Raw genomic sequence first — 18007 nt, forward strand, 5'->3', positions numbered from 1 at the left:
CAAATCACCTACTTTTTATATTTCTTAGGAGTGTATTTCTCCTTGTTGATTATTTTCAGGCGGCGCAGGGCAATCTGAAGCTCGTCGCGGAACAGATCAGCAGCTTCGGGGTCAAGGGCTTCGCCGTTGTAGCTGGCAGGACCATCTTCACCGGCGGTGAGCTTTGCCATGATGTTGTCAACGTCTTTGGCGATGTCCTTGTTGTCTTTTTCTGTTAATCCATCGTTTTCATCCCATCCCATTAAATAAGAAGGGGAAACATGCCCGACTTTTGCAGCCGCCTCGATCTTATCTGATGGGATGTTAGTTATTATGTTATTTTCGTATTTATATAGAGTTTGCTTAGAAACATTTATTTTTTCAGCAAATTCAACTTGACTTAAGCCTAATTGAGTTCTCAATTCTTTGATTCGTTCGCCTACAGTCATAAGAAACTCCTTTCATATCTTTAGTAACTCAATAGTAGCACAAAAATGTTAGTAATGCAATAAAAAATATCTTGACAAGTTACAAAAAGGTGCTATACTGAAAGTAACTTAAAAAGATACGGAGGTGATAAAGTTGATTCGGACAGATGAGTTAAAGGGAGTGATTGCCAAGAATGGTTATTCTCAGTCAGATGTGGCTGGAATGATTGGAGTTACGCCGAAAACGTTCTATGAAAAAATGAAGATTGGTGTTTTTGGAAGTGATGAGATTCAGATCATGATTGAAAAACTTCATATCAATGATCCTATATCTATTTTTTTTGCTAAAGAGTAACTTTTAAAGATACCGGTGAAATTGATTCCAAAGGAGGTGGAGAGAAGATGGGATATGCTTCAAAGAATGCCAAAAAGCACAATGATAGAATTTCTGACCAAGAAAAAGTTTATCACTGTGCTTATTGCAAGGGAGTTGTTCTGAAAACAGACCATTACTGTCAATATTGCGGAAAGAAATTAAGGAAACAGAGCTTTTTTGGCTGTTTCGCTCACTACATCAACGAGAAGCTGGCGAAGAGATTCCCCAATAAAAGAGGCGGCTTTTGAAACTCCTTTTCTATATTTTGCGACAGCAATTGGCGTAGTGGGAGTATCGGTTATCAGTTCAGGAATTGCTGTCTTGATTAAATCTTTGGATATTTCGTCTAAATCATCATCCAAAGAAAGCAATTCGACAGCATTATCCAGAATGTTTTGAGTCCAGGGATAAGGCGCACCACATTCGTAGCAGTAGAAAGGCTTGGTGTAATTACGGGGGCCTACCACAATGACGCCAGGGGTCTCCCAGAGACCGCGAAGCGATGCGCGACAGTTGAGACAACGAGAAAAGGTTTCCTTTCCACAAACAGAACAGTATTTTTGAGAGTTGGCCTGCGCTTTACTGACAATATGGCCGTTCAAACAAATTGTGGCTCCAGAGTAAGGCATATTAGGGTTCTCCTTTTGTCGATACTTGGCTCGGACATGAGCCTGTACACCGATTATAGGAAAGATAAGGAGAAAAGACAAGCGGGAAGATAATCATCTTTTCCAAACAGAAGATGGGAGGTGAGAGCGTTGACAGTATGTGATAATTGCGAGAAGCAGATTTTAGTATCTGACAATGGATATGCCATAAACATTGAACATAAAGGTTCCATTATCAGATACGATGGATGTTCAGTTGAGTGCTGTGCGAAAATATTCCGAAACTTAGCTGATGAATGGGATAAGGACAGTTGCAATTAAGGTTAAGGTAGCCATAATCGCTGCAATTAAAGTACAAATGAAAGCAATAAAATTACGTTCTTTTTCTGCAATATATTCTATTGCAATACAGGAAATGCAATAGGTTGTTTTTCCCCTTTTTGAAGAATATTTTTCGTTTTCTTTGCATTCGTACTTGGAAGTGATTATTAAACCGTTCTTTTCCATAGAACTTAGATACTGTTCCAGATCTTTTGAATTGCATTTTAATTGACTGGATAAATCTGAAAGTAGCATGGGACCTGGTGCATTCGAAAGGGTTTTGATGATTGATTTTTCGTTGAGCTTACGAGGATTGATGTTCTTTTGCATATGCATATCTCCTTTAAGTTTGTAAGGGATATTTTATCACGAAGCAGAGATATGAACAATAACCAGAATTATGAGGTGCGAATGCTTTCCGGGTTCGTAGGGATCTGGAGAAAGCAGTGAGCGGCGTCGGTTCAGAAGGGAGGTGAGAGGAATGAGCAACTATTTAAATAGGGAGTGCGACCGTATCCCTAAATTCCGTATGGAAATGACAGGGAGAAGGGGCGTTGAAATCTGGATTGACGGGGTAAATATTTCACAGGGCGTTCGCAGTGTTACATTTTCAGCGGAAGGCTGTGAAAAATCTCCGGTATTAAATCTTTCGCTTGATGTTGGAGAGTTTAGTTTTTTGCCTGAACGAAATCTAATATCGAGGGCAGAGACAATAAAACAATCCACTGCCCTTGATACTATTAAGGATGCTGTTAGAGAAGTGAGTAAGACATCCGTTATCAATTTGCAGAAATAATCGCAGTAAGCAAGGGACAAGGAGGGTAAATGAACGAATTACAAATTTTTAATTCGGAAGAGTTTGGAGAAATCCGAACAGTAACCATTAATAATGAGCCGTGGTTTGTTGGCAAAGATGTGGCGGAGGCGCTGGGGTATGCTGAACCGAGAAGTGCGGTATCCAAAAAAGTTGAAGAGGTAGACAGAGGTGTTGCCGAAATGGAAACACCTAGTGGAAAGCAAAATATGACTATCATCAACGAATCTGGTCTTTACGCTTTAATCTTCGGCAGCAAGCTTGAATCAGCAAAGCGCTTTAAGCACTGGGTAACATCTGAAGTGCTTCCGGCTATCAGAAAGCATGGGGCTTATGCGGTAGATGAGCTGTTGAATAATCCAGAAATGGCTATCAAGGCTTTCACTGCTCTGAAAGAGGAGCGTGAGAAAAACAAGAGGCTCCAGACGGACGTTGACCGCATGAAGCCAAAGGAAATCTTCGCAGACGCTGTATCTGCCAGCAAGACATCTATTTTAATCGGAGATTTGGCAAAGATTCTGAAACAGAACGGCATAAACACGGGGCAGAACCGGTTGTTTGAAACGCTGCGGAAAGATGGCTATCTGATTAAACAGAAGGGAAACAACTGGAATATGCCGACGCAGCGGGCTATGGAAATGGGGCTGTTTGAAATCAAAGAATCCACTCATATAGATGGGAATGGATGCAATGTTACCACGAAAACGACAAAGGTGACAGGAAAAGGGCAGCAATATTTCATCAACCGCTATTTAAAAATTGGATGAAAGGAGTGAAAACAGTGAGCACATGCGAAAGAGTAAGTTTACTGGATGCGGCAAGGGAACTGGGAATGAATCCGCAGGGATTGCGCGAGTACATGAAGCGCGGACTGATTGATATTGGTCTTGTCCTTCCAAATTCAAAAGGGACTGGATTCCGCTACATCATTATGCGGGAGAAGCTTAACAGGGTCATGGGAAAAGAAAGAGAAGGTGTGTTTTATGGAACAGAAGAAAATCGACAAGCTTTATGAGCTGCTGGAAGAAAAAGAGCGGAAAAGGATACCGAAGCGGCTGCGGCGCTGAGGTGGGCAATATTCGAGCTGGAGAACAGGAGGTGAAAGTAAAGATGGACAAGTCTGATGTGTGTCTGATGACCGGATCGGTGTTGATTACGGCAGCGCTGATTATGTGGGAGACGTTTGGCATGATGATCACGCCAACGGTACTGACAGTTGCTGCCGGCGGCTGCTTTGTGGCAACAGTGCTGTGCGCGGCACGCGAGGAAGAATTAAGAAGCCGGAAAAGAAAGCGGCGCTGAACCGACCAAAGTACCAGCGCCAAAGAAAAAATATTACGCCTTTAGTATAAGGCGGGAATGGAGAGAATGCAATGATTAAATCAGAAAACGGAGAAGTAACCATAAAAGGATCGGGCTGGGATGTCCTTGTGGATTTTTCGGTGGCATCTGCAGCTGTGACCGAAACGCTTTTAAATAGTGGCGTTCCCAAAAGAACGGCAAAGGATGTTTTGTGGAAAGCGCTGAATGTGGGCATGGAAGAAGCATTTGACATAAAGCGTGAGACAATGCCGGAAATGGATGAAATCGAGAAAGCAATGGATGAGCTTTTTGAGAGATTTCAGAGATGTCTGAAGGAGTGACATGTATACAGGTCAGAAATAATCCGGAGAGAATGCAAGCCCGACAATAGATATGAAAGCAAAAGCGCAAAAGCGCATGAAAAGAATTATGCAGGCAATGCAGGAGACTGAACAGGAGGTAAGAGAAGAAAATGAGTACATTGTATGAAATCACAGGCCAGTATCTGGCACTGTATGAAATGCTGGAATCAGCGGATGAGCTGGAGATGAAAGTTATCACGGACACCCTGGAAGGAATGGATGGGGAGCTGAAAGAGAAGGCAGATGCTTATGCCAAGATCATGACAGAGCTGGATGCAGAGGCAGCAAAGTTTGAAAAAGAGGCAGACCGTCTGGCAGAACGTGCCGGGCAGCTGCATTCCAGAAGCAAGCTGCTGAAAGACCGGCTGCGCAGCGCAATGATCCTCTGCAACCGGAAAAAAATTAAAACAGACCTGTATTCCTTTGCAATCTGCAAAAACGGAGGAGCTGCTCCGTTGGAAGTCGATGAAACTGCAGTCACGGACGATTATATGAAAAAGATTCCGGACACGGCAAAGATCCGGGAAGCACTGACTGCCGGCAAGACGCTGCCGTTTGCAGAACTGAAAGAGCGAGGAGAGCATCTGAGGATTAAATAACCGTTGAGAGAAGTTATCAAACTAAGCTGCCAAAAAGCAGCGGAACCGTAGGTAGGTTATCAAAACAGGAGGAAATACCAATGAGCCATGTGATATGCATTGCCGGAGAGTCCGGCACCGGAAAGACAACATCTATGAGAAAGCTTGACCCGAAAACAACGTTATATATCGACTGTGATAAGAAAGGACTTTCCTGGAAGGGCTGGAAAAGCCAGTTCAATGGAGAGAGCAAAAACTATCTGGTGACGGACTTCCCGCAGGTTGCGTTGCAGGCGCTTCGTAAGGTCAATGAGCAGAAGAACATGAGCCATATCAAGGTAGTTGTTGTGGATACGATCAACGGCCTGATGGTAGCGGATGAGATGCGCCGGTCAAAGGAAAAAGGATATGACAAGTGGCAGGATCTGGCGCAGAGTATTTATGAGCTGATCGATTATTCCCTGACCATGAGGGACGATGTGACAGTTGTGTTTGTGGCACATACGCAGACAGACCATGATGAAAACGGATATATGTTTACGCGGATCAAGACATCCGGAAGAAAGCTGGACAAGATCACGCTGGAAAGCAAGTTTTCGACAGTGCTTCTGAGCAAATGCGTGGACGGACGGTATGTATTTGAGACGCAGGCAAACCTTTCCACAGCAAAGAGCCCGATGGGTGCTTTTGAGGACAAGGAAATTGATAATGATATCACTGCAGTGATCGAAGCGCTGAAAGAGTACTAGAGGAGAAGAAAATGAAAAAATGGAATGATTACGAGAGCACGCAGGCATACTCGGAGAATGAGAAGCTGCCTGTAGGAGGATATGTTTTAAAGGTGCAGAATGTGCGTCTGGATGAGGGTAAGAACGGAAACAGTGACGTACTGGTAATTGCCTTTGATATTGCAGAGGGAGAGCAGGCAGGCTTTTATAAACGTAATTATGACTCCCAGACGCAGGAGGACAAGAAGTGGAAAGGTGTTTACCGCCTGTACTGCCCCAAGGACGATGGTACTGATCAGGACAACTGGACGAAGCGCCGGTTTAAGACCGTCATGGAAGCATTCGAGTCTTCCAACGAGAAATACCATTGGAACTGGGATGAGAAGACCCTGAAAGGCAAGATGATCGGCGGACTGTTTAATAACAAGGAATACGACTTTGGCGGCCGGCACGGGTTCTTTACAAACTGCCACAGCCTGACAGATGCGCAGAGGATCCGCGATGGAAAGTTTACGATCCCGAAGGACACGCTGCTGAAACCTGAGAAAGGTACCTATCCGGCAGGTGCCACACCTGGGACGGATGGTTTTATGAATATTCCGGACGAGATTGATGAGGAACTCCCGTTCTAAAGGAGGCCGGAATGAATCATTTTGAAGTAGATGACTGCCTGCGTTCCATGGTAATACTGGTGGATACGCGGGAACAGGATACAAAACGGGCGAGGGAGCGGTACGGCCGCTTCCCCTGCGATTATGTTAGACAAGCTTTATCTTATGGCGATTATGCTTATAACTTCGTTCTGCCGGACGGAAAGCGCTTTTTAGAATATTCCTCGCATGAGGTCATATCTCCAATCGTAGTAGAACGGAAGATGAACCTGGATGAGCTGGCAGGATGCTTTACCCGGTCGAGAAAACGTTTCGAAGCAGAATTTGCCAGGGCAAAGGAGAACGGAGCGAGGATTTATCTGCTGGTGGAAAATGCCACCTGGGAGAAGCTTTTGGCAGGGAAGTATCGCAGCCAGTACAATCCTGCTGCCTTTCTAGCTTCCATCCTTGCATGGCAGAACCGCTATGACCTACAGCTGATCATGTGCAAGGAGGAAACGACTTCGACTCTGATTTATGAGATCCTGAAACGGGATTTGAAAGAGCGGCTGGAACGCGGAGAATTTGACCTTCCGGCAGAGGATGGAGCATGACAAGGGAAGAGATTAAAGAATCGGTATCTATGCAGGAAATCCTGCAGCACTGCGGGATGCCTGCTCCAAACAGGGCAGGGTTCATCCCGTGCCCTTTCCATAAAGGCGACAGGACACCTTCCATGAAGATTTATCCCAAAGATTACCATTGCTTTGCATGTGGGGCAAACGGGGATATTTTTACGTTTCTGGAACAGTATGAGGGCATCTCGTTTCGGGAAGCGTTCCTGGAGCTGGGAGGGGAATATCCGGATGCGAAAAAGGAGAGCTGGTTTGCACGCCGCCGGCGTCAATATGAGCGTCAGAAGCGGCAGGAAACGGCAGCTGGCAGAGCGCGGGCAGAAGAAGCAGAGAAAGAGATACTGCGCCGGACAATTAGGCTTCTGTGGACGTGTGTGCGCCTGTTTGAGCCATTGTCGGACGCATGGTGTGATTCTTATAACCAATTACAATTTGCAGCGTATAAGCTGGAATATTTAAACAGGAAGAGGTGAATACAGATGCAGAGCATCGCTTCCATGACTGCATCAGACGTGATTTCGGATGCGGCGCTGGATGAAGTTTTTTCAGAAAAGGATGAAATACAGAAGGCAAAGCTACTTTTGACGCTGGAAGACAAAGCGACAGAGCTGGGAGTGAAGTCAAAGTTCCGGGCAATGGTTGCTGCTTACAAGCGTGTGGAAAAGCAAATGCGGACAGCAGCCAAAAGCAATACTGCAGCATCCCTGGATAACTGGACGAACTTTGAAGGACCCTATGACCGGATGTATTGCGGGGCATGGATTGCCAGGGAAGACGGGGTGTGGGCGCAGAATACCGGAACCATGGATGTACAGGCCTGCTATCATCCGATCCTGCCGATAGAACGGCTGAAAAACCTCGAAACAGGAGAAGAGCAGATCAAGCTTGCCTATAAACGGAATGGGCGCTGGGATGAGATCATCGTGCCCAAAACCATGGTAACATCCGCCAACCGGATCGTTGCCCTGTCCGGACGCGGAATTTCCGTGACCAGTGAAAATGCGAAATTGCTAGTGCGGTATCTGGCGGACGTGGAGAACATGAACGAGAAATATATTTCCGTGCAGTATTCCAGTTCTAAACTTGGATGGGTCAGGAATAATTTCCTGCCATATGATACGGATATTATTTTTGATGGCGATATCCGTTTTAAACCGATTTTTGAATCGATCCGGTTAAAGGGGAGTGAGGATACCTGGTACCGTCATGCGTCAGAGCTGCGCAGATCCGGAAGAATCGAAATAAAAATGATGCTGGCTGCATCCTTTGCCAGCGTGCTGATTTCTCCGCTGGGAGGGCTGCCGTTTATCGTGGACCTCTGGGGCGAAACCGAAGGCGGAAAAACCGTGACACTGATGCTGGCAGCGTCGGTCTGGGCAGATCCGGATGAAAGCAATTATATTGGGGACTTTGAAACTACGGACGTTGCCCTGGAAGCACGCGCAGATCTTTTGAACAGCCTGCCGATGATTCTGGATGATACCAGTAAAGTATCGTCAAGGATCCGGGACAACTTTGAAGGCATGGTATACGATCTGTGCTCCGGAAAAGGTAAGTCCCGTTCCAACAAGGAGCTTGGAATGAGCAGGGAAAACAAGTGGAGGAATGCGATCCTGACAAATGGAGAGCGCCCCTTATCGTCTTATGTGACGCAGGGCGGAGCGATCAACAGAATTCTGGAAATTGAGTGCGGGGATAACCTATACCGTGATCCGCAAGAGACGGTTGAGACGTTAAAAAAGAACTATGGATATGCCGGAAGAGACTTTATTGATGTGATCAAAAATATGGATCCGGAAGAGCTGAGGGAGATGCAGCGGAAGATCCAGGCAGAGATATATGACGATGAAAAGATGCAGAAACAGAGCATTTCCCTGTCTATCATCCTGACTGCAGACCGGATTGCGACAGATTATCTGTTCAAGGACGGTCAATACCTATCCCTAGAAGAAGCAAAAGAAGTGCTGGTGGACCGTGATGAGCTATCGGATAACGAGCGCTGCTATCAGTACATATTGAGTGAAGTAGATATTAACCGGGCGAAGTTTGACCCGATGAGCAATACAGCGGAAAAATGGGGAGTGATCGAAAAGGGATATGCGATCATCTACAATAATGTGATGGATTCCATCTGCAAAAAGGGAGGATTTTCCAAGAAATCGTTCCTGAACTGGGCAGGACGGGAAAACCTCCTTCAGACACAGGCCGGAAACATGACGAAGTTAAAGAAAGTATCCGGCACGGCTGTGCGCTGCGTATGGCTGAAAATGGAACGGGATAGTGCACCGGAAGAGGATAATTTTGTCAGCATTGATGACCTGCCGGAGTGCGTTCAGGAAGAGCTCCCGTTTGACTAAAAGGTAACAGGTAACAAAGGTAACAGCGACTTTTTACATGTATATACGAGAAAAAAATATAAGAAAGAGAAGAATTGAGATATTTTTCAGCCTATATAGGAGGTACAAAATTTACTGTTACTTTGTTACCGATGTCCAAAAAGCTTGTATGTATGCGGTCTTGTGCGGTTACAGAAAAGTTACATAGCTATTTTAGAGGTGTTACATAATCAATATTTTGTTACACGGAGAGAATCAATGGATGAAATGAAGGTAATCTATCAGATCCAGACAGAAATATGGCATCTGTTTAAGAAATATGGAGTCAAACGTTTGAAGGAAGATGAATGGGATGAGCTGTATCGAGAAGGTGATCAGGTGTTAAAAAAATACAGGGCACTTAACTCGGACATGGAACAACTGTTCGAAGATATGTACATAGCCCTCAGAAAATATTACCAGCGGAGGGAAACGACTGATGAAATCTAGGAAGGAAAAAAAAGAAATCCATATCTGTCAGGTATGCGGTAAGGAAATCATGTTGGATGAGGCGTGTGAGTATTCCATGACAAAAAGGCGGACAGAATTATGGTTTCACAGACGATGTATTGAAAGGGGAAAGAGATGAAGACGATATTATTTATCGTGGCTTTGTTGGCCTTAATCGGCATCGGCGCGGCGGTGCTGTACAAGATTGGAGAGACGATCGTGGAAATTCAGGATGCGACCAGCTGCGGAAAGCCGGCCAGGAAGGAGCACGAGGATGGACGTACTGAAAAGAGTAAACCGTGAGCTGAATCAGGAGATGCGTAAGCAGGTCGATCTGATTTACAGTGCGGCAGCAATTGCCTTTGCCCGGTACTGGGATAAAGGATGGGGGCCAGAACGGATCCGAAGGATTTTTGATAAAACGCTTGAGACGTGGAATGAATGCGGAGCCACAAACCAGATCAGTATGATCCAGATGCTGGAAAATGAATCTGGAATCGAGCTGAGGATCCCGGAAACAGACAAAGGGTGGCGGGATTTGGCATACCTTAATGCACAGATTGACATGGGGAGAATGTCCGCAGCCCAGATTGTATATATGAGGCAACGGCAGAAGAAATGGATCGGCGCAATGCTGATGGCGTGCCTGTTTCTTTCCCTGCATCGCAAATATGGTTTCGGGAAAGACAGGCTTGTGCGGCTGATGGAGCAAATTCATGAAATTGAAGCGGAGTTCAATTTTGACAGAAAGAAACTTGTTGCAGCTTGCCGGACGGAGGCAGGGGTAAACCTGCAGCATAAATTTGGAGGATGATATGAATAGACTGACAGAAAAAGACGACCAGGGAAATTGGCATCTGAAAGGTGTCCGCTAGGAGCAGCTCCATGAGGGGCAGGTTATCACGGGAGAACTGCAGGAAAAGCTGTATGGGGCACTCTGGAAGCTGATGGAGTACGAGGATACAGGGGTGGATCCGGAAGAGGCAGAAGCACTGCTGGAAGAGTACAGAGAGCTGTATAAAACTGACCTTATTAAGGAGGGATAAGAAAATGGACAAAAAGGATATTTTAGGAATGTTGGGCATAATAGCGGCTGCGGCTTGGCTGATACTATTTATTCTGGCGTTTAGTATGGACCCCACCAGCAGAATGGGAGATGTGTTAATACTCTCAGCCTTTGCTGGGGTGTTGCCTATGATTTTTTTCACGATTGGTGATTAGCCAGATGTATTTTGCAAAGGCGAAAATGATCATTTAAAGGAAGGAAAAGAGCTATGAAAAATTGGAAATTACCATTGATTATCGTAGGAGCAGTAGTTGCAGTAGTTTTGTGGTGTGTGTTTGGAGTGCAGTCAGTACAGAATCGAGCAATCAGCCTTGAAGAATCGGTCTATACCGCTGAATCTGACATTAAAGTGCAGGAGAAACGCAGGGTTGACTTGGTTTATAATCTGGCAGACTGTGTAAAACAGTATGATCGGCATGAATCAGAAACATTGACTGGACTTGCAGATGGAATGAGCGAAGGGAACAGTGTAGAAGATGTAAATACTGTGATTGCGGCAGTTACATATGCTTATCCAGAGTTGAAAAGCAATGAGAATTATAAGCAACTCATGAATGAATTGTCTATTACCGAAAACATGCTTGCCCAGTACCGGGAAAATTACAATAAATCCGTAACAGCTTATAACAGGTATGTAAAGAAGTTTCCAGCAAGAATCTTCCTCGACTGGACAGGCTATGAGGTTTTGAAATTTCAGCGGTTGGATTATCAAGCACCAGTTGACGCACCGCAGGATTTATTTGGAGAATAGCTTATGGAAATAACCAAGCGCGAAATCATCATCAGCGTTGCAATCGCCGCCGTTATGCTAATAGTCGGTTTCTTTATATCTGGAAAAATAACTGATATGCAGAACGATAAGAACGCCGAATACCAGAAGGCAGTGCATATTGAGGACTCTGAATTATTTCGGTATGGCATGGACACAAATGTTGGAAATGCTTTTGTGTATGGAGATTTGCAAGCGGTTGATACAGTGACTTTTGATGAGATTGGCGGGGAATATCTTCATGTTGAAAAGATAGAAGAACGATATGAACGCCATGAAAGAGAAGTGACAGAAACAGATTCAGAAGGTAAAAAGCACACAAAAGTAGAAGTATACTATGAATGGGAAATCGAGGACAGAGAAAGCAAACATTCCGAAAATATTATGTTTTGTGGTATCGAATTTCCGCATGATAAAATCCCGTATTCTCTGGACAATCACATAGAGACAATAAAATCTGGGAGAGAATATAGTTGGAAGTCTGGGGAATTTGTAAAGGTACGGTACAAGTATTACGGGACATCCTCTAAGCATACAGGGACTGTATATACCAAGTTATCGGACGGAACGATTTCGGATAATTCCAGATTTTTCAAAGATTATACCATTGAGCAAGCATTAGACAGTTGTACGCATAGTGTTGCGAATGAAATGTTCTGGGCTTTATGGATAGCTCTGACTGCAGGTGCTGTAATTGGATTTTGCTATTTTGATAACAAGTGGCTGGAAAATTAAACTGATATTTAAGTAAGAAAGTGGATGAGAAAGAAGGTGGCACCGATGGATAAGAAACTTTTATCCGACTACATAGACGCCTGTGAGCTGATCCGGGAGACCGAGCAGCAGATCAGGCGGCTGCAGGATAAGCAGAGCGAGACAACGCAGGACAGCGTAAGAGGCAGCAACCCGGATTTCCCCTATAATGCGCAGCATTTCAAAATCGAGGGGACAACCTTTTCGATGCGAGACGACGCGCGCCTATTGGAAAAGAAAAAGCTACTGGCAGACCGCCGGGCAGCTGCCGAAGAAACACGAGTGCAGGTGGAACGCTGGATGGTTACGATCCCGGCACGGATGCAGCGGATCATCCGGTGGAAGCTCTTTGAGGGGCTGACATGGGAAGAGACGGCGGCGAAGTTGGGGCGGAAGGCGACTGGGGACAGTGTGAGAATGGAATTTACAAATTTCATGAAATAATTTCGTTTTTTTCGCTTTTTTCGGTTTTAAAATGTTATAGTATAAACTGACAGTAGTGGATAAGACACTACTCCCCTACACAATACATCCTTGAAAGGCACCAGACTGTGGAAACGCGGTTGGGTGCTTTTTATGATACCATATTTGGTAGTATGGATTTTTGCCGAATTATGGTGTATGATGAAGAAAAATGTATTATGTGGGAGGAATTTTTTATGGCAGGTTGGGATGATATATTAACGGAATTGAATCATACGATGTCTCCGAGTGATTTTGTACGGAGAAAATATTTAAAACAACTTTCTGAATGCACGGGAAGAAACACCATTGCGTACTATTCAGCATTTTTGACGAGACCGAATGTTCAAAATATTGATATAAATGATTCCGATATGACGGGATTTATGAATGCACTAAAAGGAATGGATTGTACCAAAGGATTAGATTTAATTTTGCACACTCCAGGAGGATCGCCAGCGGCAGCAGAGGCTATTATTAGTTACCTTCGGAGCAAATTTAATAATGATATTCGCGTTATTGTGCCACAGATAGCTATGTCAGCAGGAACGATGATGGCATGTGCTGCAAAAGTCATTATTATGGGAAAGCAATCAAGCTTGGGACCGGTAGATCCTCAATTTAATGGAATTCCAGCATATAATATACAGATGGAATTTGAGGAAGCTAAAAATGACTTAGCAGAACATCCTGAGAATATGCAGTATTGGGCTATTAAGTTACAACAATATCCGGCAGCCTTTTTAAAAACTGCGATAGATGCAATAAAGCTTTCGGGAAGTTTAGTTGAGGAATGGTTAAAAACAGGAATGTTTGAAGAAAGCGAATGGGAAAAAGTAAACTTGATAGTTGCAAAATTAAATGAGCATGATGATTCTAAAACACATGGACGACATTTTAACATTGATTTTTGCAAGAAAATAGGCTTAAAAATACTTTCAATGGAGGAGGATGACCGTTTGCAAGATGCAGTGTTGAGCGTTCATCATGCATATATGCTTACGTTCGGAGGAAGTGACGCAGTTAAAATAATAGAATGTCAAAATGGAAAAGCAGTAATAAGTCATTGAAAAGTGTTGAATAATAACTCTGTGTAGGCTACAATATAGCAAATGGAGGGAAGAACAATGGCGAAACAAAATGAGTCCGTAGATGAGCTTTATTCGTTTTTGGGAATAAAGAATCAGAAACAAGAGATTAGGAATACGCTGAATTTAGGAACTCTAAATAAAAATTTAAATACAAACAGACCAACGGCATTGAATTTTGATCACAGACAGATGTGGAATAATAGTATAAATATGACAAGGTGAAAGATTAAGAAGCAGGCATAACAACCTGCTTCTTTCTTTTTCCCTAAAAATCCGGACCATTAGATCAGTGGCAGATCATCCGGCTCATAACCGGTCGGTCGCGGGTTCGATTCCTGCATGGTCCATTGCCGACATGTGTCGGGACTCCACCCTCTTAGCGGAATGCTGTGAAAGACCGTCGCAAGGTCTGAGAGGGTTTGTAACATCAAAACAAATGAATGAGAGGTGGTGAGGTTGCCGCGGAAAGCAGATGTAAGGGTAGAGCAAGCCCATGAAATGTACCAGCGGGGAGCAAAGCTGGTTGAGATTGCAAATCAGCTCGGGTTGCCTGAGGGGACAATCCGGAGCTGGAAAAATAGACAGAAATGGGATTGCAACGTTGCAAACGGAAAAAAACGCAACGTTGCGAAGCGAAAGCGCGGCGGTCAGCCAGGAAACCACAACGCGGAGGGAGCTGGTGCACCGCTGAAAAATCATAATGCTGAGAAACATGGTCTTTTTCGGAAATATCTTCCGGAGGAGACCTTTTCTATTATCGCAGAAATGCCGGTTAATCCATTGGATGTGTTGTGGGACCAGATACAGATTGCGTATGCAGCGATAATCCGGGCACAGCAGATCATGTATGTGCGGGATCAGACGGACAAGACGCGGGAAATGGTAAGTAATTCGGTAAATGGGGAATCGTGGAAAACGCAGCAGGCATGGGACAAGCAGGCGGACTTTTTAAAATCGCAGGCAAGAGCACAGAGCGAGTTGCGATGCATGATAAAGCAGTATGATGAAATGTTGCATAAAAACTGGGAACTGGCAACAGATGAACAGAAAGCGAGGATTGAACAGATCCGATCCCAAACAGCTGTGCAGGATGAGAAAAGGAACCGCGGTAGTGATGCGGCAGCTGCCATTGTGGAGAACATGCAGACGCTGGCAGAGATTCTGAAAGGTCCGCAGCCAAACCGAAACATTGAAGATTACGAGGAGTGATAACATGATTTTGTGTTACGACGATAAGACGAAAAAAGTGATTGAGAAAACTGGAATGATGGTAATTGAATTTAAGCGGATGGTTTACAGAACGTCGAATATTATGGAGACAATCAAAAAAATGGTTAAAACAGCCGCGAAGGCTCTTAACGATATTTTTGAGGCTAAGGGAGTGCTGAATCATTTTCCAGAGGCATTCTGGGAAACTCTTGAGGAATATGCGGGAATCCAGAAAAGAAGATGGAGGCTCGTGCGCGCGTTGGATAAGCTTTGTAATGGTGTGAATACGAAACCAGCAGCTCACATACAGCCTGCATACCATTGCCGTAGCAACTGCTGAGGAGTGATGTGAATGAATAAACCAGCGCCGTTCTCTGCTCGGCAAATGGAATATTTCAGACGGTGTTTCGATAACTGGTTTAACGTCGCGGAGGGCGGCAAGCGTGGCGGAAAGAATGTGCTGCAAGTTATGGTATTCTGTACGCTGTTGGAAACGCACAAAAATAAAATCCATCTCGTTGCAGGCGTTTCCGTTGCGACGGCGAAGCTTAATATTTTGGATTGCGACGGATACGGACTGCTGAATTATTTTGAGGGACGCTGCCGGGAAGGAAAGTATAAAGACCGTGACTGCGTTTATGTGCAAACGAAAGCCGGAGAGAAGGTTGTGCTGGTGTCGGGCGGCGGGAAAGATGGGGATGAGAAGCTGATCAAAGGCAATACCTATGGGATGGCTTACATCACGGAAGCAAATGAATGCCACCCGAAATTCCTTCGGGAAGCATTTGACAGAACACTTTCCAGTTCCGACAGAAAAGTATTCCACGACCTGAATCCAAAAGAAGAGGGACATTGGTATTATACGGATATCCTGGACTTTCATGAAGAAAAAAAGCTGCAGAATCCGGAATATGGCTATAATTATGGGCATTTTACGATCGCGGATAATTACAGCATATCCGGCAGCAGGCTACGGGATATCCTGGCAACATACCACAAGGGGACAGTCTGGTACGAGAGAGACATATTGGGAAAACGAAAAGTAGCGGAGGGAATCATCTTCCGCTATTTTGCTGATTGTCCGGATCCATATCTCTTTACAGATGCACAGCTACAGGAATGGTTTGAAGTTCGCATCAAGCAAGCGCAGCGAGCAGGAAAAAAGAAATGGTTGGATCGCATTACGATCGGCATTGACTTTGGTGGAAATGGATCGAAAACCACTTTTGTCATGATGGGCTGGCTGAACGGATACCGGAACCTGTTTGTACTGGAAGAAGATTCCCTGCCGGTTACCGAAGAGGTTGACAGTAAGCGGATTTGTGATAAGTTCGTTGAATTTTACCGCATGGTGATCGGGCAATACGGAGATGTTGACTGGATATTCCCCGACAGTGCCAGTACAACAATGATTAACAGCCTGCGAAATGCAGCGAAGTCCGCAGGATTGCCGTGGCGCAGCATCAGCGGATGTCGGAAAAACCCGATCACAGAGCGACCGAAGACTGTTGATATGCTGTTTTCAATGGGACGGCTTATGATCAGTCGGCGATGCACAAGCGTAATCGGAGCGATCAGCCGTCTACGGTGGGATCCGGATCACCCTGACCAGCCAGAAGATAAAAATATTGCTAACTGCAATGACTGGTGGGACGCCTTTTGTTATTGCTGGTTGGATTTTGTAGAGTATGTAGACCTTGGGAGGTGAGGACAGTGGAAAACTGTGTGACAGATTATCTTTTAAAGCGCGGATACCGAGTGAATACGACTGCGCTTGAGCTGATCCATGCGTGCGACGATTGGTATGCGAATCGGAAGATTCCAGAGTTCCACCGCCGGAACACAGTCCAGAATGTACCGTATGACCTGAAACAGTTAAACCTTGCGAAGCGGTGTTGCAGCGATGATGCGAACCTGTGCGAAATCCTGGATGTGAATGCAGGAAGCACGGAACAGCAGAAAGATTTTGTAAATGCAATATTGGCGGACAGCGAGTTCCAGACACAGTACAGGAAGCAACTGGAAAAGGTATCCGCGGATGGAACGGCAGCGTGTTATGTACGCCTGGATGATGCAACGATCATGAAAAGTGGCAGGGTGCAGGGCGGGCGCATCCGGCTGAACTATGTGGAAGCAGAAAGCTACATTCCGCTGACCGTCGAAAATGATGTCGTGACAGAAGCGGCTTTTTCCGGGACCGGACTGGAAAAAGGGAAAAAACAGACAACTCTGGTGATCTTTACGAAAGACCGGGCAGAAAACTATACCGCGGAGACAGCTGTGTTTGACGAGTATGGAGCGAAGATAGAAGATAAGTCCATCGTGTTACGTTTGGGGGATATGAAACCGTTCGCGGTATTGCAGAATGCAGAGGTCAACAACCTTGACGATATGGTTGGGTATGGACTGCCGAAGCTGCACAATGCGATTCCAGCGCTGGAAGTTGTGGAACTGGCATTTAATGTACTGTACGGAGATCTGGACAAGGCGGATAAGCTGATACTCATCAACGAGATGCTGTGTCAGTTTGATGGCAGCGGTAAGCCGATCACCCCGAACGAGCAGGCAAAGAAGCTGTTTGTGCTGTTGGGCGAAAGGCTTCCCGCACAAAAGGAGCTGATTCAGGAATATAATCCGGAAATTCGGACGGAGCAGATCACGAAGGCGCTGGAACTTGCACTTTCGTTGCTGTCGTTGATGTTTGGATACGGTACAAAGAAATACAGTTTCGAAGGTGGACAGATCAAGACCGCAACGGAATATTTTGGAGAACGTCAGGATTCCATGCAGGAGCTGAACCGGCAGCGGCAGGCTGCAAAACGGTACATACAGGACATCGTAAAAGCCGTCCTGTGGTTTGCCAATACATTTCAGGGCGGCAGCTGGGATCTTGGAGCAGATGTGAATGTGGAATTTGATGATTCCTATATCACAGACAAGGACGCTGAGATGGAGCAGATGCGATCCGATGCGGTGAGCTTTTCCGATATCCCTATTTTCAGGATACGGTATGTGATGGCTCGCCTGAACTGCGACGAAGAGCAGGCAAGACAGTACATTGCAGAGGGGCAGCAGGATCCGGATCTGGGTGATGAGACAGATGACTGAAAG

Annotated in this window: 29 protein-coding genes and 1 tRNA gene; 27 read left to right on the forward strand and 3 right to left on the reverse strand. The window is 45.2% G+C overall.

Annotated features, from left to right (window positions below; translation table 11 throughout):
• Nucleotides 1-8 precede the first annotated feature (8 nt).
• The gene (locus ACLTOQ_RS05030) at nt 9-428 is read right to left on the reverse strand and encodes a helix-turn-helix domain-containing protein (RefSeq protein ID WP_412279591.1); all 420 of its coding nucleotides are present in this window, start codon (nt 426-428) and stop codon (nt 9-11) included.
• A 133-nt stretch (nt 429-561) separates the two neighbouring features.
• On the opposite strand from ACLTOQ_RS05030, the gene ACLTOQ_RS05035 reads away from it, so the two are divergent.
• Nucleotides 562-762 carry a helix-turn-helix domain-containing protein gene (locus ACLTOQ_RS05035; RefSeq protein WP_412279590.1) on the forward strand — a complete coding sequence of 67 codons (201 nt, stop codon included), beginning with the start codon at nt 562-564 and terminating at the stop codon, nt 760-762.
• 179 nt (nt 763-941) lie between these two features.
• Here ACLTOQ_RS05035 and ACLTOQ_RS05040 read toward each other — a convergent pair whose 3' ends face one another.
• Together ACLTOQ_RS05040 and ACLTOQ_RS05045 are read right to left on the reverse strand one after the other, a co-directional pair.
• A complete protein-coding gene (locus ACLTOQ_RS05040) occupies nt 942-1412 on the reverse strand; it encodes a DUF2321 domain-containing protein (protein WP_337623122.1) in 471 nt (156 codons plus the stop codon).
• Nucleotides 1413-1676: 264 nt separating this feature from the next.
• Nucleotides 1677-2042 carry a hypothetical protein gene (locus ACLTOQ_RS05045; protein WP_412318942.1) on the reverse strand — a complete coding sequence of 122 codons (366 nt, stop codon included), beginning with the start codon at nt 2040-2042 and terminating at the stop codon, nt 1677-1679.
• 151 nt (nt 2043-2193) lie between these two features.
• On the opposite strand from ACLTOQ_RS05045, the gene ACLTOQ_RS05050 reads away from it, so the two are divergent.
• The 26 genes from ACLTOQ_RS05050 to ACLTOQ_RS05175 all read left to right on the forward strand — a co-directional run bounded on the left by ACLTOQ_RS05050 (nt 2194) and on the right by ACLTOQ_RS05175 (nt 18004).
• Nucleotides 2194-2508 carry a hypothetical protein gene (locus tag ACLTOQ_RS05050; RefSeq protein ID WP_412318944.1) on the forward strand — a complete coding sequence of 105 codons (315 nt, stop codon included), beginning with the start codon at nt 2194-2196 and terminating at the stop codon, nt 2506-2508.
• A gap of 29 nt (nt 2509-2537) precedes the next feature.
• Nucleotides 2538-3293, forward strand: coding sequence for a phage antirepressor (locus ACLTOQ_RS05055; protein ID WP_412270753.1), 756 nt, complete (start codon nt 2538-2540; stop codon nt 3291-3293).
• A gap of 5 nt (nt 3294-3298) precedes the next feature.
• On the forward strand, nt 3299-3541 hold the full coding sequence (locus ACLTOQ_RS05060; protein WP_412318946.1) for a hypothetical protein: 243 nt from the start codon (nt 3299-3301) through the stop codon (nt 3539-3541).
• Nucleotides 3538-3828 (forward strand): hypothetical protein, encoded by a 291-nt coding sequence (locus tag ACLTOQ_RS05065; protein ID WP_412318947.1) that lies wholly within the window; start codon nt 3538-3540, stop codon nt 3826-3828. The genes ACLTOQ_RS05060 and ACLTOQ_RS05065 overlap by 4 nt, the downstream gene beginning before the upstream one ends.
• Before the next feature lie 71 nt (nt 3829-3899).
• Nucleotides 3900-4169 (forward strand): hypothetical protein, encoded by a 270-nt coding sequence (locus ACLTOQ_RS05070; protein ID WP_412318948.1) that lies wholly within the window; start codon nt 3900-3902, stop codon nt 4167-4169.
• A 131-nt stretch (nt 4170-4300) separates the two neighbouring features.
• A complete protein-coding gene (locus ACLTOQ_RS05075; RefSeq protein ID WP_412318949.1) occupies nt 4301-4789 on the forward strand; it encodes a siphovirus Gp157 family protein in 489 nt (162 codons plus the stop codon).
• An 80-nt stretch (nt 4790-4869) separates the two neighbouring features.
• Nucleotides 4870-5517, forward strand: a complete 648-nt coding sequence (locus ACLTOQ_RS05080; RefSeq protein ID WP_412318950.1) for an AAA family ATPase — start codon at nt 4870-4872, stop codon at nt 5515-5517.
• Nucleotides 5518-5528: 11 nt separating this feature from the next.
• Entirely contained in the window at nt 5529-6128 is a 600-nt protein-coding gene (locus tag ACLTOQ_RS05085) for a hypothetical protein (RefSeq protein ID WP_412318951.1), read from the forward strand.
• 11 nt (nt 6129-6139) lie between these two features.
• Nucleotides 6140-6700, forward strand: a complete 561-nt coding sequence (locus tag ACLTOQ_RS05090) for an ERCC4 domain-containing protein (protein WP_412318952.1) — start codon at nt 6140-6142, stop codon at nt 6698-6700.
• Nucleotides 6697-7194 carry a CHC2 zinc finger domain-containing protein gene (locus ACLTOQ_RS05095; protein ID WP_412318954.1) on the forward strand — a complete coding sequence of 166 codons (498 nt, stop codon included), beginning with the start codon at nt 6697-6699 and terminating at the stop codon, nt 7192-7194. The genes ACLTOQ_RS05090 and ACLTOQ_RS05095 overlap by 4 nt, the downstream gene beginning before the upstream one ends.
• A 6-nt stretch (nt 7195-7200) precedes the next feature.
• Nucleotides 7201-9078, forward strand: a complete 1878-nt coding sequence (locus ACLTOQ_RS05100; RefSeq protein WP_412318955.1) for a DUF927 domain-containing protein — start codon at nt 7201-7203, stop codon at nt 9076-9078.
• A gap of 237 nt (nt 9079-9315) precedes the next feature.
• Nucleotides 9316-9546 (forward strand): hypothetical protein, encoded by a 231-nt coding sequence (locus tag ACLTOQ_RS05105; RefSeq protein WP_412318956.1) that lies wholly within the window; start codon nt 9316-9318, stop codon nt 9544-9546.
• A complete protein-coding gene (locus tag ACLTOQ_RS05110) occupies nt 9536-9685 on the forward strand; it encodes a hypothetical protein (protein WP_412318957.1) in 150 nt (49 codons plus the stop codon). The genes ACLTOQ_RS05105 and ACLTOQ_RS05110 overlap by 11 nt, the downstream gene beginning before the upstream one ends.
• Nucleotides 9682-9849: a hypothetical protein gene (locus ACLTOQ_RS05115; protein WP_412318958.1), complete on the forward strand. Its 168-nt coding sequence runs from the start codon at nt 9682-9684 to the stop codon at nt 9847-9849. Before ACLTOQ_RS05110 ends, ACLTOQ_RS05115 begins: the two co-directional genes overlap by 4 nt.
• Nucleotides 9821-10360 carry a hypothetical protein gene (locus tag ACLTOQ_RS05120; RefSeq protein ID WP_412318959.1) on the forward strand — a complete coding sequence of 180 codons (540 nt, stop codon included), beginning with the start codon at nt 9821-9823 and terminating at the stop codon, nt 10358-10360. The genes ACLTOQ_RS05115 and ACLTOQ_RS05120 overlap by 29 nt, the downstream gene beginning before the upstream one ends.
• A gap of 236 nt (nt 10361-10596) precedes the next feature.
• Entirely contained in the window at nt 10597-10767 is a 171-nt protein-coding gene (locus ACLTOQ_RS05125; RefSeq protein ID WP_412318960.1) for a hypothetical protein, read from the forward strand.
• 53 nt (nt 10768-10820) lie between these two features.
• Nucleotides 10821-11363, forward strand: coding sequence for a LemA family protein (locus tag ACLTOQ_RS05130; protein ID WP_412318961.1), 543 nt, complete (start codon nt 10821-10823; stop codon nt 11361-11363).
• A gap of 3 nt (nt 11364-11366) precedes the next feature.
• Nucleotides 11367-12116 carry a hypothetical protein gene (locus ACLTOQ_RS05135; RefSeq protein ID WP_412318962.1) on the forward strand — a complete coding sequence of 250 codons (750 nt, stop codon included), beginning with the start codon at nt 11367-11369 and terminating at the stop codon, nt 12114-12116.
• A gap of 45 nt (nt 12117-12161) precedes the next feature.
• Nucleotides 12162-12578: an RNA polymerase subunit sigma-70 gene (locus ACLTOQ_RS05140; protein WP_412318963.1), complete on the forward strand. Its 417-nt coding sequence runs from the start codon at nt 12162-12164 to the stop codon at nt 12576-12578.
• Between the two features lie 119 nt (nt 12579-12697).
• Entirely contained in the window at nt 12698-13666 is a 969-nt protein-coding gene (locus tag ACLTOQ_RS05145) for an SDH family Clp fold serine proteinase (protein ID WP_412318964.1), read from the forward strand.
• 57 nt (nt 13667-13723) lie between these two features.
• Nucleotides 13724-13909, forward strand: coding sequence for a hypothetical protein (locus ACLTOQ_RS05150; protein ID WP_337623151.1), 186 nt, complete (start codon nt 13724-13726; stop codon nt 13907-13909).
• 53 nt (nt 13910-13962) lie between these two features.
• Nucleotides 13963-14034 (forward strand) — tRNA-Met (locus ACLTOQ_RS05155).
• A gap of 109 nt (nt 14035-14143) precedes the next feature.
• Nucleotides 14144-14896: a phage terminase small subunit gene (gene terS, locus ACLTOQ_RS05160; RefSeq protein WP_412318966.1), complete on the forward strand. Its 753-nt coding sequence runs from the start codon at nt 14144-14146 to the stop codon at nt 14894-14896.
• 4 nt (nt 14897-14900) lie between these two features.
• The gene (locus ACLTOQ_RS05165) at nt 14901-15236 is read left to right on the forward strand and encodes a hypothetical protein (RefSeq protein ID WP_412318967.1); all 336 of its coding nucleotides are present in this window, start codon (nt 14901-14903) and stop codon (nt 15234-15236) included.
• 12 nt (nt 15237-15248) lie between these two features.
• A complete protein-coding gene (locus ACLTOQ_RS05170) occupies nt 15249-16604 on the forward strand; it encodes a hypothetical protein (protein WP_412318969.1) in 1356 nt (451 codons plus the stop codon).
• A gap of 5 nt (nt 16605-16609) precedes the next feature.
• Nucleotides 16610-18004, forward strand: a complete 1395-nt coding sequence (locus ACLTOQ_RS05175; RefSeq protein WP_412318970.1) for a hypothetical protein — start codon at nt 16610-16612, stop codon at nt 18002-18004.
• Nucleotides 18005-18007: the final 3 nt, after the last annotated feature.

It is taken from the genome of Gallintestinimicrobium sp. (assembly GCF_046968865.1).
Lineage (GTDB): Bacteria > Bacillota > Clostridia > Lachnospirales > Lachnospiraceae > Gallintestinimicrobium > Gallintestinimicrobium propionicum.

Bases quoted from the DNA above. Each gene is read 5' to 3' on its own strand.
- ACLTOQ_RS05030 (WP_412279591.1), bottom strand. From the start codon at position 428: ATGACTGTAGGCGAACGAATCAAAGAATTGAGAACTCAATTAGGCTTA.
- ACLTOQ_RS05040 (WP_337623122.1), bottom strand. From the start codon at position 1,412: ATGCCTTACTCTGGAGCCACAATTTGTTTGAACGGCCATATTGTCAGT.
- ACLTOQ_RS05045 (WP_412318942.1), bottom strand. From the start codon at position 2,042: ATGCAAAAGAACATCAATCCTCGTAAGCTCAACGAAAAATCAATCATC.
- ACLTOQ_RS05050 (WP_412318944.1), top strand. From the start codon at position 2,194: ATGAGCAACTATTTAAATAGGGAGTGCGACCGTATCCCTAAATTCCGT.
- ACLTOQ_RS05055 (WP_412270753.1), top strand. From the start codon at position 2,538: ATGAACGAATTACAAATTTTTAATTCGGAAGAGTTTGGAGAAATCCGA.
- ACLTOQ_RS05065 (WP_412318947.1), top strand. From the start codon at position 3,538: ATGAGCTGCTGGAAGAAAAAGAGCGGAAAAGGATACCGAAGCGGCTGC.
- ACLTOQ_RS05070 (WP_412318948.1), top strand. From the start codon at position 3,900: ATGATTAAATCAGAAAACGGAGAAGTAACCATAAAAGGATCGGGCTGG.
- ACLTOQ_RS05075 (WP_412318949.1), top strand. From the start codon at position 4,301: ATGAGTACATTGTATGAAATCACAGGCCAGTATCTGGCACTGTATGAA.
- ACLTOQ_RS05080 (WP_412318950.1), top strand. From the start codon at position 4,870: ATGAGCCATGTGATATGCATTGCCGGAGAGTCCGGCACCGGAAAGACA.
- ACLTOQ_RS05085 (WP_412318951.1), top strand. From the start codon at position 5,529: ATGAAAAAATGGAATGATTACGAGAGCACGCAGGCATACTCGGAGAAT.
- ACLTOQ_RS05090 (WP_412318952.1), top strand. From the start codon at position 6,140: ATGAATCATTTTGAAGTAGATGACTGCCTGCGTTCCATGGTAATACTG.
- ACLTOQ_RS05095 (WP_412318954.1), top strand. From the start codon at position 6,697: ATGACAAGGGAAGAGATTAAAGAATCGGTATCTATGCAGGAAATCCTG.
- ACLTOQ_RS05100 (WP_412318955.1), top strand. From the start codon at position 7,201: ATGCAGAGCATCGCTTCCATGACTGCATCAGACGTGATTTCGGATGCG.
- ACLTOQ_RS05105 (WP_412318956.1), top strand. From the start codon at position 9,316: ATGGATGAAATGAAGGTAATCTATCAGATCCAGACAGAAATATGGCAT.
- ACLTOQ_RS05110 (WP_412318957.1), top strand. From the start codon at position 9,536: ATGAAATCTAGGAAGGAAAAAAAAGAAATCCATATCTGTCAGGTATGC.
- ACLTOQ_RS05115 (WP_412318958.1), top strand. From the start codon at position 9,682: ATGAAGACGATATTATTTATCGTGGCTTTGTTGGCCTTAATCGGCATC.
- ACLTOQ_RS05120 (WP_412318959.1), top strand. From the start codon at position 9,821: ATGGACGTACTGAAAAGAGTAAACCGTGAGCTGAATCAGGAGATGCGT.
- ACLTOQ_RS05125 (WP_412318960.1), top strand. From the start codon at position 10,597: ATGGACAAAAAGGATATTTTAGGAATGTTGGGCATAATAGCGGCTGCG.
- ACLTOQ_RS05130 (WP_412318961.1), top strand. From the start codon at position 10,821: ATGAAAAATTGGAAATTACCATTGATTATCGTAGGAGCAGTAGTTGCA.
- ACLTOQ_RS05135 (WP_412318962.1), top strand. From the start codon at position 11,367: ATGGAAATAACCAAGCGCGAAATCATCATCAGCGTTGCAATCGCCGCC.
- ACLTOQ_RS05140 (WP_412318963.1), top strand. From the start codon at position 12,162: ATGGATAAGAAACTTTTATCCGACTACATAGACGCCTGTGAGCTGATC.
- ACLTOQ_RS05150 (WP_337623151.1), top strand. From the start codon at position 13,724: ATGGCGAAACAAAATGAGTCCGTAGATGAGCTTTATTCGTTTTTGGGA.
- ACLTOQ_RS05165 (WP_412318967.1), top strand. From the start codon at position 14,901: ATGATTTTGTGTTACGACGATAAGACGAAAAAAGTGATTGAGAAAACT.
- ACLTOQ_RS05170 (WP_412318969.1), top strand. From the start codon at position 15,249: ATGAATAAACCAGCGCCGTTCTCTGCTCGGCAAATGGAATATTTCAGA.